The organism is Algoriphagus kandeliae (assembly GCF_004571135.1).
Taxonomy (GTDB): domain Bacteria; phylum Bacteroidota; class Bacteroidia; order Cytophagales; family Cyclobacteriaceae; genus Algoriphagus; species Algoriphagus kandeliae.
Window position 1 is genome coordinate 33,546 of record NZ_SPSB01000002.1, and the last position, 12,015, is coordinate 45,560.

12 protein-coding genes are annotated in these 12,015 nt (G+C 41.1%); 2 read left to right on the forward strand and 10 right to left on the reverse strand.

Features of this window, described 5'->3' with window-relative positions:
• Positions 1 to 65 precede the first annotated feature (65 nt).
• From E4S40_RS04670 to E4S40_RS04685, 4 genes are all read right to left on the reverse strand, one after another.
• A complete protein-coding gene (locus tag E4S40_RS04670; RefSeq protein WP_135071689.1) occupies positions 66 to 2,969 on the reverse strand; it encodes a TonB-dependent receptor in 2,904 nt (967 codons plus the stop codon).
• Positions 2,970 to 3,030: 61 nt separating this feature from the next.
• Positions 3,031 to 4,266, reverse strand: coding sequence for a hypothetical protein (locus E4S40_RS04675; RefSeq protein ID WP_237563132.1), 1,236 nt, complete (start codon positions 4,264 to 4,266; stop codon positions 3,031 to 3,033).
• Between the two features lie 185 nt (positions 4,267 to 4,451).
• The gene (locus E4S40_RS04680; protein WP_135071693.1) at positions 4,452 to 5,423 is read right to left on the reverse strand and encodes an AAA family ATPase; all 972 of its coding nucleotides are present in this window, start codon (positions 5,421 to 5,423) and stop codon (positions 4,452 to 4,454) included.
• Between the two features lie 359 nt (positions 5,424 to 5,782).
• Positions 5,783 to 5,935, reverse strand: coding sequence for a hypothetical protein (locus E4S40_RS04685; RefSeq protein ID WP_394345395.1), 153 nt, complete (start codon positions 5,933 to 5,935; stop codon positions 5,783 to 5,785).
• A gap of 204 nt (positions 5,936 to 6,139) precedes the next feature.
• Between E4S40_RS04685 and E4S40_RS04690 the strand changes: the two genes are divergently transcribed.
• Entirely contained in the window at positions 6,140 to 6,424 is a 285-nt protein-coding gene (locus E4S40_RS04690) for a hypothetical protein (protein ID WP_202615336.1), read from the forward strand.
• 151 nt (positions 6,425 to 6,575) lie between these two features.
• Here E4S40_RS04690 and E4S40_RS04695 read toward each other — a convergent pair whose 3' ends face one another.
• The 6 genes from E4S40_RS04695 to E4S40_RS17145 all read right to left on the reverse strand — a co-directional run bounded on the left by E4S40_RS04695 (position 6,576) and on the right by E4S40_RS17145 (position 10,277).
• Positions 6,576 to 6,959: a hypothetical protein gene (locus E4S40_RS04695; RefSeq protein WP_135071695.1), complete on the reverse strand. Its 384-nt coding sequence runs from the start codon at positions 6,957 to 6,959 to the stop codon at positions 6,576 to 6,578.
• Between the two features lie 199 nt (positions 6,960 to 7,158).
• Positions 7,159 to 7,533: a hypothetical protein gene (locus E4S40_RS04700; RefSeq protein ID WP_135071697.1), complete on the reverse strand. Its 375-nt coding sequence runs from the start codon at positions 7,531 to 7,533 to the stop codon at positions 7,159 to 7,161.
• Positions 7,530 to 7,859, reverse strand: coding sequence for a hypothetical protein (locus E4S40_RS04705; RefSeq protein WP_135071699.1), 330 nt, complete (start codon positions 7,857 to 7,859; stop codon positions 7,530 to 7,532). Before E4S40_RS04705 ends, E4S40_RS04700 begins: the two co-directional genes overlap by 4 nt.
• A 191-nt stretch (positions 7,860 to 8,050) precedes the next feature.
• The gene (locus E4S40_RS04710; RefSeq protein WP_135071701.1) at positions 8,051 to 9,064 is read right to left on the reverse strand and encodes a hypothetical protein; all 1,014 of its coding nucleotides are present in this window, start codon (positions 9,062 to 9,064) and stop codon (positions 8,051 to 8,053) included.
• A 430-nt stretch (positions 9,065 to 9,494) separates the two neighbouring features.
• Positions 9,495 to 10,091: a pseudouridine synthase gene (locus tag E4S40_RS04715; protein WP_394345396.1), complete on the reverse strand. Its 597-nt coding sequence runs from the start codon at positions 10,089 to 10,091 to the stop codon at positions 9,495 to 9,497.
• Between the two features lie 9 nt (positions 10,092 to 10,100).
• Positions 10,101 to 10,277, reverse strand: coding sequence for a hypothetical protein (locus E4S40_RS17145; RefSeq protein WP_202615337.1), 177 nt, complete (start codon positions 10,275 to 10,277; stop codon positions 10,101 to 10,103).
• 567 nt (positions 10,278 to 10,844) lie between these two features.
• Between E4S40_RS17145 and E4S40_RS04720 the strand changes: the two genes are divergently transcribed.
• The gene (locus tag E4S40_RS04720; RefSeq protein WP_135071705.1) at positions 10,845 to 11,972 is read left to right on the forward strand and encodes an amidohydrolase; all 1,128 of its coding nucleotides are present in this window, start codon (positions 10,845 to 10,847) and stop codon (positions 11,970 to 11,972) included.
• The last annotated feature ends 43 nt before the right edge of the window (positions 11,973 to 12,015 follow it).

A 12,015-nucleotide genomic window follows, 5' to 3' on the forward strand; every position in this document is an offset into this window, starting at 1 on the left:
AACCATAAATAAAAAAGCCGACCCAATTTCTTGAGTCGGCTTACTTTATACCTATGAGCAATCAATTAAAAAGAATAAGAAAAGCTGAAGGAAATTCGAGTTCCAGGGGCCAAGTTGGTGAACAACTGATCCTGAGCACCGAATGATCTAAATACCTGCTGTCTCTTATCATTCAGGATATTGGAAACACCCAAGCTAGTTTGAACTCTTTCGTCAGCTCCAAAAGACTTATTCAAGTTGAAATTCAAACTATGGAAAGGTACTGTGTAAGTATCCGTACGGTTTCCAAAACCTACATAGTTCAAAGTAGAACCTTGTACGTTGTAGAATAAACCTGCTTCAATTCCGCTATTGAAATCCAAGAAGCTCAATCCAGTATTAATAATGAATGGTGCCTGACCTGCCATGTCTCGAGTATCTTTAACATTTTCCCCTTCACGAGCAGTTAAAGATCTTGAACGGAATTCTGATTCAGACATCTTGATTTGAGACTCAGTCACAGTCACGTTGGTATTCCAGCTAAACTTCTCCAAAGCTGGAGAAATGAAAGAAAGCTCTTTTCTGAACTCAAACTCCAAACCTGCAACAGTACCATTTCCTACGTTTCGTGGCTGGAATGCTCCCGGGTCAGAAAGGAACTGAACCATTTCAATTGGCTTATCGAAGGTCTTGTAGAAAGCACTTACGGATAGCATCTGTCCTCTTTCCTGGAAGGCTTCCCATCTCAAGTCAAAGTTGTTGATTCGTGTAGGTGTTAGGTTACCATCCCACAATACTTCCGAACCTCCATTAGTTGTTTCAGGGTAAAGACCTCCTACGAAAGTTCGACCAGTAATTGGGTCCAAAATTTCAGCATAAGACAATTCCTTAAAGGAAGGTCTTGCAATAGTTCTGGACGCTGAGAATCTCAAGTTTTGATTTTGCTTCAGGTTGTAAATCAAATTTACAGATGGGAAGAAATCAAAATCATCTAACATCTCCACCAAATCGAATACGATGGTTCCGGTTTGGTTAGTACCAGTATAAAACTGATTGTATTTCTCTACACGAAGTCCCATGATTGCCTTCAATCGATCTGATGGACTAGCTTCCAAAGAACCATATCCTGCTACGTTGGTAAGGATAGACTGGTATTCATTTGGATTGATTGGAATAAAATCCGCGTTGTATCGAACACCATTTCTATTCTCAGCTGAGAACAAGTTTTCAGAATCTAGAATTGCATTAGGATCTCCTGTAAACTGAGTGTTTCCTGTTGCAAACTGGAAGCTCTGAATATTAAAGTCTCGGTACTTGATGACATAATTTCCACCAAATTTCAATTTGGAATCACGCTGGAATAGGTTTAGCTGACGAGTTACATCTAGTTTACCATTGAGGTTATATTCTTCCAAAGATCTCCAAATACGAGTTGGAAGACCCACTTCTGTAGAAATGGTATTATTTGGTAGTCTGAATCGAGTGAATCGGATATCTGGATCTTGGATAGTAGAAACTGTTGGAGCGAGTTTCCAATTGATTTCCCAATCTCTTCCATTCAAATAGTGAGTTCCATTTAAAAGAACGCTAGTCAAACTTCTTTGAGAATACTCCAAGTTGTATTGCTTTGCCTCAAAATTTGCACCTAGGTTCGTATTAACGAAGTCAAACTCACCTGCCTTTGATTCACCATTTTGAAGGTGCATCAAATTCAATTTATACTTCGAATTGTCAGTCTTCATGGCAATTCCTGCCAATCCACCTACCAACACATTGTTGACTCCATAATCACCTTTTTGTCTCTCCAAAGCTTCCAACTCAAGTTGAGAAGATTCACGAGGCTTTGCATACAAATTGAACTCAGCATCTTGGTAGAACTCAGTTTCATTCTTATAAGTCAAAGCAAGGTTATATCCCCATGTTACTTTAGGTCTCACCAGTTGATTTCCTAGAGAAAAGCTAAGCCCCAAATCCATTGGTGAGCTAGTTCTGTAACCTCCCAAAGTTTTGTTGAAGTCATTTAGTATTTGCTGATACTCTAATCCTTTCGCAGAGTTAGGATTTCCTACTACATCCCCATACTGAGGAATATCTGTTCTTCCACCAGTTGGGATAGCTCTAGTTCCATCATCAAAACCTAACCAGTCGGTTTTTCCTCCATCATACTTTAGGTAATTGCTATTGAAATGCATGGATGGATTATATCCACCAGAAATTCCAATTCTAGCAACTTTTTCTTCAGGAAAATCTTTGGTCTCGATATCAACCACACCTCCAGTAAAGTCAGCAGGAAGTTCAGCTGTGAAAGACTTAGATACAATGATGTTATCAATTACGTTGGTTGGGAAGATATCCATCTGAATGGTGTTTCGATCCGGATCCAAACCTGGCACGTCTACTCCATTCAATACGGTTTTTGTGTATCGGTCTCCCAAACCTCGAACGTAAACATATTTACCTCCTTCAATAGAAACACCCGTAACACGCTTTACTGCAGATGCAGCATCTCCATCACCGATTTTTCGGAATGTACTGGCTGAAATACCATCCATTAAGTTGGCAGCATTTCTTTTTACAGACATCAAAGCAGATTCGGTAGTTCGGATAGCAGAAGCAGCAATCGTAACCGTTTCCAATTCTGAAGCTTCTTCAGCCATCAAAATATCGTCCAATACAGTCACTTCACCAGCAGTTACTGATACTGCAGTTAATTCTACCGTAGTGTAAGACAAATAAGAAATCTGAAGGGTGTAGGTCCCAGGAGCTACTTGAACTTCAAATTTTCCATCGAAATCAGAGATGGCTCCGGTACCGGTTTCCCGAACCAAAACAGAAACCCCAAAAAGAGGCTCTCCTGTTGCTTCCTCATAAATGGTACCTCGAATAGTCCCATTTTGAGCAAATACATATCCTACCAAAAACTGGGTCAGGATAATGACAATTAGGGTGAAAATGCTTTTAGTAAGCGATTTTGAATTGTACTTTTTCATACAGCAATTAGTAATGAGAAATGTGACGGAGACCTTGCAAGCTCCGTCACATTCTTTTTTCTTATTGAATTGTTAGAATACCTGCTTCACTTGCCCAAGACCAACCTTGGAAAGCATCCAAGTCAGCTCCAACAGTATTTGAACCCAGGTCCACAGAAGTAGCAAAAGCATCTGTTCCACCTTTGAATACTTGGCTTAAGGTCACTCCCTGAGCTAGGGTTACTTGAAGATTTGAGAAGGTCAATACACCATCAGCAAAATTTGCGATAGTCTTATCTCCTGAAAGAGAAAGATCTCCTCTTCCGTTTGTATCATCAGGGTTAGAGAAATTGTAGAAATAAATGTTCTCAAAGCTTCCTCTTGCGCCGTCACGGAAATCACCGAATTCAGCAACGTCATTTCCTTTGACAGTTCCGTTCTTTAGAGTATGAGCAGCATTGTAAGAACCTTCCGGTCCATCAATTTCCAAAGCGTGATCTGTCTCTCCACCAGTGATTACTACGAAATTGTCTAGCGTTCCAGCCCAAGCTTGGTCAGTATCCAAAGCATCGTCTCCAGCATTCCAAACGATGGCGTTTTTCACGGAAACTGTTCCACCGAACCACTCGATACCATCATCTTGATTTCCGATGATTTCTACATTTTCGATTACTGTTCCGGATCCCACTCCACCAAGAGTCAATCCGTTGATCTCGTTTCCTTCACCGATGTTTGCACCACCGTGACGGATAGACACATATCTTAATACCCCAGAGTTGTCCGCATCATTGTCTCCACCGTAAAGACCATTCGTGTCTGATGGTGGAATACCTTCGATTTGAACTTCTGAAATATCTCCAGCAAAAGATCCTCTAGCATTACCCAAAATCAAAAGACCTCCCCACAAGCCAGATAAATCTGGATCAAGGTTAGGAGAAATAATTTGTCCTGGTTCAATTTCGTCTGCGATTGTGGTGAAGATGATTGGACTGCTTGCAGTTCCCAATGCATTAATTTTTGCTCCACGAGCTATGATCAAAGCCGAAGCATTTGATCCAGTTCCTACTTCTCCTTTTACAACAACACCTTCTTGAATAGTCAAGGTGTTACCAGCTGTCACAGAAATTCTTCCTGAAAGAACATAAGTCTTTCCGGTTTCCCATGTAGTACTGGAGGTGATGTTTGAATCAACTACCAATACATTTCCAGAACCATCATTTCCTGGATCAATGATAGGCTTCTCATTTCCTTCAATACAGGAATAAAAAATGAAGAGTGACCCAAGTAAGAGGTTGGTTAATAGGGTTGTTTTTTTCATGATTATCGTCGTTTTCTTGTTTTTTTCAGTTTCGACGATACAAAAGTGCCTCAATTTGAGATCACAAGAGAATTTTTTGAATTATGCTTTTTTTAAAAATGAATACAGAATTTAATATTGGATTAACAGGAAAAGCATAAAAAAAGGCTTTCCTCTCAGAAAGCCTCTATTTCGGGGTTTTTGTGTTATTTCAATGTTACCGACTTATTAATCGGCACCTTTTCGAGCAGAATCTTTACCAGGTCTCGCGTATTGATTCCATCTGCTTCCGCTTCATAATTTAGGATTATTCGGTGATTAAGCACATCCTCAGCTACTTCCTTAATATCCTCCGGAAGCACATAATCTCTTCCGTCAAAATAAGCTACGGCCTTGGAAGCAAGGTTCAAATTGATACTAGCTCGAGGGGAAACTCCAAACTGAATATACTTCGCCTCATTCTTCAAACCATATTGCTCAGGGAAGCGCGTTGCGAAAACTAGCTCAATGATGTATTGCTCCAATGGTTCCGCAATTTTGATCCCATTGATCTCATTTCGAATATCAAAGATATCCTGCTTGGAAAGCACGGCATTCACCTCAGAAGTAAATGACATATTAGCCATCCGGCGCATAACTTCCATTTCATCGGATTTGCTCGGATAGTCGATATGAACTTTCATCATAAATCGATCGACCTGTGCCTCAGGCAATGGATAGGTTCCTTCCTGATCTACTGGGTTTTGCGTCGCCAATACTAAGAAAGGTCGGTCCAATTGAAAGGTAGTCTCTCCAATAGTCACTTGCTTTTCCTGCATGGCTTCCAAAAGCGCCGATTGTACTTTTGCAGGAGATCTGTTGACCTCATCTGCCAAAATCAAATTAGCGAAGATAGGTCCCTTTTTTACTTCAAAATCCCCCGTCTGCTGATTGTAAATCATGGTCCCAATCAGATCGGAAGGTAATAGGTCCGGGGTAAACTGAATCCGATTGAAATCCAAATGCAATACCTTCGCCAAGGTATTTACAGTCAAGGTCTTGGCCAGTCCCGGCACCCCTTCCAACAAAATATGACCGTTGGTAAAGAGTCCAATCAATAGTCTATTCACCATTTTATCCTGTCCGACAACTACTTTGCGAACTTCCTCTATGACAGCTTGGATTTTATCCTGATACATTTGCCTAGCTATTTTCTTTGAAACGTATAAAAATAGAACAATTTGTCCCAAGCGCAATCTTAATTCTTTGGAGCGGTAATCTCAGCGGGGTAAAGGGATTTTTAGGAATTTTTAAGAGGGAATACCTCGCGCAAAGACGCTACGACGCAAAGGTTTTTTTGGGATTGAAAGGATAATCCTTCCTAGGTTTTTAAAGAATTTTCTGTTTTCTAAAACTAGGATAAGACCAATCCCTTGGAGGGTTTTATCAAGACTTTTCCTGCTTTTCTAAAATCAGGATAAAAAATCCCTTTGTCTCTTCCTTCTTTGCGGGAGAAAAAATCGTCGGGTGACTTCTTAGTAGCGAACTTGTCTACTTTTTATTTCCTCCGAAATCCACTCAATCCCAAAGCCCGATAAATCTCCTCTTTTTCAATTTCCCGGACTTCACCCACCTGAAAGCCTTCGATGGTCAATTTCTCCACCGACCAGCGAACCAAACGCAAGGTAGGAAAACCCACTGCGGCTGTCACCGCTGGGTCGTGGCGAGCTTTAATCCCCCATCTGAGCGTAGATTATACTCAGTATCTCTGAAGTTCAGTTTGGGCTGGGGCGAATTTGCAATTCGACCCTAATTTCTAACCAATTTGCAATTGGTTTTTCCCTACCCTTTCCCGAGCTCCCCATGGCTTATTTAAATCTGGAACTGAGCGGATTTTACCCCACCCTGCACCTAATTGAACTTCAAAGGTAAAAAGAAGAAACTTTGCCGAGAGGAGGGAGGATTCGGCTACGAAACCCAACTCGTCAAATTCAAAAACGGCAAGGAAATCCGCTGTATCGTCAACTCCAAAACCGAAAACGACCTGATCGTAAAACTGGTCGGCAGCAGCGAGCAAACCCTCTACAAACTTGCCGACATCGCCTCAATCACCCAACTCTCCGAATCCCTGATGCTCACCTTCCCGCTGACCGAACAGGAATTGGTGGATTTGGTGAGTTATTTGGAGGGGTTGAGTTAAAAGATTTAAAAAAATTGGTAGATGAAAAGGAAATAAGATCAATGAAAAACCCAATTAAAAATTGGCAAGGATATTAGGATAGGACAAGGCGTAAAGAAATCATTCGGAGAATGATTTTAGCCTTGTGCAGGCTTGTAAGGTGGGCAAATTTCTACCCAGTCCAAACCATAATTTGACTACGACCAGCAGAGCAATTTTTTTCAATAAGACCTGCTTCTTCTAACTCTTTCTTTAGACCAAAATAGGCTCGTAATTTACCTTCGATTACTAAATCAGTAAGTTTAATATCATTTTCCTTAATTGGTGGAGTGGGACTTGAAAAGTCTGAATCCTTAATAACAAATTGATCATCTATACTAAGATCTTCGGATATCCAAGTTATGCTTCTGGATTTGGCCTTGTCCGTACCTCCAATATGCAGGTGGATTTCGTCCTTATTTTGATTTTTTACCCTTGAAAAAATTATTGTGGTATTCCCTTCTTCCACGTCTACTAAAATTTTTTTGTCAACATTTTTTAATTCAAACCCTATCATGTCTTATTTGTTATGGTTAAGTGCACAATTATCGAAATCCCAGTATCCTTGTGTATTACAATATTGGAGGCAAGTAGAACAAGGAAGATTTTTATATGCAAAATCATCAACACATTGCTCAAATAATAGGCGGCAGTGTTCCTTTATTCCAACATCTTTTTGTTATTCTGCTTCTTAGAAAGCAGGATAAGAGAAACTGCTAGATCAATCCTTTGCTCTTAAGCTTTTTCTCCAAATATTTAAACTGCTTAAATTTCATAGCCAAAATTTCTTCCTCGCTCATTTTTGCCAATACTTCTGCGTAGGGGAGCGGTTTCTCTTTGACTCTGTAAGGACTGATGCTATCAGTTTCTTTTACTTTGATGATAAACTCATCCCCAATCTTGATATTTTTATTCAACCATTCTACGGATTCATCTGACTCAAGATTTAGACCTGTTATACTCACGTTTAGTTCACTTTCAATTCCTTCCTCATCCTTTGTGAAAATAATACTCAAGGAAACCTTGTGGAAGCCAGCAATAATGTAGCTTTCGTTGTCAATAAATTCAAAGCCTAATTTGGTGTTACTCATAGTAGATCAGCGGTTTCTAATTCTTTCTTAAGAGAAAGGAAGGTTTCGATTTCTTTCTTTATCTGGTCTTCGGAATCCTTTTCAGTTTTGCTCTCCACAGGATTTGAAACTTCTTTCACTTCGATAACCGTTATTCGAAACTCATCTTCAGTTTCCAATTTCCATGAACCCCAATTTATACGCTGTTCTGAGTAATTGTTTGAGCCTCGAATATCTAAACTAATCTCTTCCCGATCAGAACTTTTCAACAGGCCAAAAATTAATAAAATCTTATCTGCACCTACCTCAAGGTCCAAACCGCAACCTACTATTTTAAATCCCAACATGATCTTATCAATTTTTAATTAACTCTATTTCTACAATGGGCACCTATCATTTGGCCATATTCCTTGAGCCCTGCAATTTTCAAGACAAAAAGAACAATCCAACTGTGGGTAATACTTCCTTTGTGCATCACATTCTACGAACTTCTGAATACAAATTTCCAAAGACCTTGATTCATCCCGCTCCCGAGTCATCACCTCATACATACTATAGAGCCAAGATTAAAGGCAATAGTCCCAATGATCACCTGACCGATGGGAGACCTTTTGACTGTTGTAGTCAGCGTAAAAGTCATCGCTGTCACCACTCCCCCATCAAAATCCGGATTGCCAAAAAAATTGGCGATAAAACCCTGCTCCTCCATGACCACTACCTCCGGCATCAGCCAAGCATCTACCTGAGCGTCATAAGTATAGATCGTACCGTCTGTACTCACAGCCTGCATTCCATCGTAGGGATTGTTTAGGTCATCCTGAGGGTTCAAAGGCCTCAGCCAGTAGGCAATATCCTCAGGATCCAACATTCCGGGGCTGCCCAGATCATCAGACCCCGTTGAGCCCCCAGCCGAACTCCCACCGCCAGATCCGCCGGAGCCTGGAGGAAGATCCCCTCCCGGATTGCTTTCCCAGGTTTCTACCTCTGCATACCTTACCTCTGAAATAATACAGTCTCCATTTACACAAGCTGTTGTAAATCCAGTGACAACAATTTCGGTAGTACACCCACTTATCCTACTGTTGGTATTTTCTGTTTGAATGGCTACCCCGTGAAGATACTGGGATTCACTGAAAACTTCCCCGTCCAGTCTAAGTAATTGAATCGTCCCTGAAAAATTCCCAAAGCCTTGTCTTCGTTCCTTCGTCTCCATCCATTCTTTTTCCGGGAGGTACTTGATCAAGTAAGAATTAGTCTCACTGCTTTTCTTAACTACAATCAAATTGGTAAATGCCTCTACATCCTCGATGATCAATGGAATAGTATAAGTGACCTCACCCTTTACTAAGTCCTCATGACGAAAAGCTTTACTCGGATTGGCCTTATCGAAATATTGATTATCGCCTTCAGCTATTCGGAAACCAAAGGATGAGGGGTTTGACTCTTCCCGAAAGGTTTTTAAAAATTTATCCTTTTGAATGGATGTAAAGGTTCTTTTAACATGGTTCTGTTGTAGTTTTGTCTGAGCATTATTTAGGGAGGTATCCTCCACACAAGAAGAAAATATGAAGGCAATCAATAGTAAAAATAAGGTGTTGCGAAATAACCGCTTCGAATAAGAAGCAAGTTTCAACTCCCTGAGTATCGGGTCAAAAATGAAACCTAAAGATTTGGAATGTGTGTGTGTGTGTTCAAAGGAAAAAGAGTCTTTAATACAACCATTTTTTAAATCATCACTACTAACCTAGTAAGAAAATTAAATTTTTTAAAGACTTTTTTAAAAAATGTGATTTAAGTTTTAGTTTTTGTTATTTAATTATGTTTCAACTCCCCTATCAATACAATCAGTCTAGCTCTAAAGGCAACCAAATGACAGGGGTGACGACTGAAAACCGAACAACTTAAAAAACCTTCGCATCTTCCCCCTTTTCTAAAAGAAAAAATCCTGGCACCGCTGCGTCGTAGTAAGCATAAATCAAAACTTAGCTCCTACGAAAACCAGTCAAGCCTAGGGCTTTGTATATTTCTTCCTTACCCATTTCCCGGACTTCACCCACCTGAAAGCCCTCAATCGTCAACTTCTCTACTGACCAGCGAACTAATCTCAAGGTAGGAAAGCCTACTGCTGCAGTCATCTTGCGTACTTGTCGGTTTTTTCCCTCGATCAAGGTCAAGGCTATCCAAGTATCGGGCACGTTTTTACGATAGCGAATAGGAGGATTTCGCTCGGGCAATTCAGGAATCTCTTGAGGAATTTTTGCGATAGCAGGCTTGGTTCGATAGGTTCTCCCATCCACATTAATTTCCACACCTTTCTCCAGCTGACGCAAAGCTTCTTGATCGGGGATTCCCTCCACCTGAGCAAGGTATGTTCGCTGATGGGCAAATCGTGGATTCAGCAGTTGGTGATTGAGCTGCTTGTCATCGGTGATAATAAGCAGTCCCTCGCTGTCCTTATCGAGACGACCGACTGGATAGACTGTTTTGGGGAAATGAAAAAGAGAGGCCAGTGTCTGCCCCTCTCCGCTAAATTGGCTCAAAACCCCAAAGGGCTTGTAAATAATGAAATATCGCGCCAAGGTGATGGATTAACTACCGCAACCGATACAATCAATACTGGAATCCATGGGCTTGACACCCTTCAGTTTCATCTCGAGATTGTGGATCTGATCCCGAATTTCCATGTCGGCAAACATATCACCGGTAAGTTGACTTTTCAATTCGGCAATCTGTGCTTCGAGTTCTTTCAGTTGTAATTCGCTCATAAAAGTTGTGGTTAAAGGTTGATTGATGGGTTAAAATAGCAAGAATGAAACGTAAGTTCCCGATTGCTAGTAAAAAAACTGGGGCAAAAATGATTCCAATTGAAAATCAGGCAGAAAAAATTTGACACCTTGATTATTTCTTCCGCAAAACTTAGAAGAGGTAAAGTCTGAGCGTCACTGCGAGCGTAGTTTACGGAGCGCGGCAGTCTCAAAGTTTTTCAAAAGGATACGGGGCTTGGCAATTTCTCTCCCGCAAAGTTTAGAAGAAGCAAAGGATTCTAGAGATCAAAACCACAAGCAATAATATGCTATGTCCTCACGGGACTGAAAAGAGTATTTTGAATGGGTTGATGGTAGCCAACACATCCTGAATATTAGCAGTGATGAATCGCTGTGGACTAATTTGGAATAAGTGTTCATAAACCCCTTCCCTATTTGGCGAAAAAAAGACAAAAACCAAAGGCTAAAATGCGATCAATCTCTTTAAATCTTCGGTAGCTCAAGTTATTATGGATTTTAAAAATCAAATGATTTGCAAAGTAATTCGGGAAACCCCACATTAACAGCATGAACCCACTCATCCAACTTCGACACAGCCTTCATCAACATCCAGAAATCGCAGGAGAAGAGCGTCAAACCGCCCAGCGAATTCTGGATTTTTTCAAGCCTTTAAAGCCAGATGAGACAATAGAAGAATTGGGTGGAACAGGCCTAGCTTTCATTTTCAAAGGAAAAAAACCCGGTAAACGCCTGCTTTTCCGATGTGAACTGGACGCCTTACCCATACAGGAAAAAGGCAATCCTAGCTACCAAAGCACTGTCTCTGGAAAGGCTCACCTCTGCGGTCACGATGGACACATGGCTATTATCTGTGGCTTGGGAGAAAAACTATCCCAAAACCGTCCCGAATCCGGGGAAGTGGTCTTGCTTTTCCAACCGGCCGAAGAGACCGGCGAGGGAGCCAAACGCGTCTTGGAAGATCCAACCTTTGATAAAATCCGACCGGATTTTGCTTTTGCACTGCACAACTTACCGGGCTTTCCACTTCATCAGGTCATATTCCGAAAAGGAACCTTTGCTGCAGGAAGCACAGGAATGACAATTCATTTCTCGGGAAAAACCTCCCACGCTGCTCATCCTGAAGACGGGCACAATCCCGCAGAAGCCATTTCAAAATTAATTTTAGCATTGCCTGAAATCCGGAACTCTTTCCCCGGTTTTACTTTGGCAACCGTGATTCATGTCGAGCTTGGAAGTTTGGCTTTTGGAACAAGTGCTGGAAAAGGAAGTCTGAGTCTTACCTTGCGGGCATTTGATCAAGGAAACCTAGAACTACTGATTCAAAAAGTAGAGGAAAAGGCCCAAGAGCTTGCTGCGGAAGATCAGCTTGAATTAGAAATCGAATTTCTGGAAAGTTTTGCTGTGTCCAAAAATGACCCTCATGCCGCAAACCTGGCAGAACTAGCTTTTGAGGATTTAGGTTTAGACGTAATTGAAAATGCCGAACCTTTTCGCTGGTCAGAGGATTTTGGACTATTTAGTCAAAGCTGTCCCTCTTACCTATTTGGTTTAGGTGCCGGGGAAAACTGCCCCCAACTTCATGAACCGACCTATGATTTCCCGGATGAATTGATTGAGACGGGGGTGAGGGTTTTTGAAAGGATAATTCAAAAAGAAACCCTCCAAGGAGATTGAATTCCTTGAAGGGTTTCAATAGACATCTTATGCCGTTGCGAGT

Coding starts and splice junctions, on each gene's coding strand:
- E4S40_RS04680 (WP_135071693.1), bottom strand. CDS start 5,423: ATGTATCAGGATAAAATCCAAGCTGTCATAGAGGAAGTTCGCAAAGTA.
- E4S40_RS04705 (WP_135071699.1), bottom strand. CDS start 7,859: ATGTTGGGATTTAAAATAGTAGGTTGCGGTTTGGACCTTGAGGTAGGT.
- E4S40_RS17145 (WP_202615337.1), bottom strand. CDS start 10,277: ATGAGCGAATTACAACTGAAAGAACTCGAAGCACAGATTGCCGAATTG.
- E4S40_RS04695 (WP_135071695.1), bottom strand. CDS start 6,959: ATGATAGGGTTTGAATTAAAAAATGTTGACAAAAAAATTTTAGTAGAC.
- E4S40_RS04675 (WP_237563132.1), bottom strand. CDS start 4,266: ATGAAAAAAACAACCCTATTAACCAACCTCTTACTTGGGTCACTCTTC.
- E4S40_RS04700 (WP_135071697.1), bottom strand. CDS start 7,533: ATGAGTAACACCAAATTAGGCTTTGAATTTATTGACAACGAAAGCTAC.
- E4S40_RS04720 (WP_135071705.1), top strand. CDS start 10,845: ATGAACCCACTCATCCAACTTCGACACAGCCTTCATCAACATCCAGAA.
- E4S40_RS04670 (WP_135071689.1), bottom strand. CDS start 2,969: ATGAAAAAGTACAATTCAAAATCGCTTACTAAAAGCATTTTCACCCTA.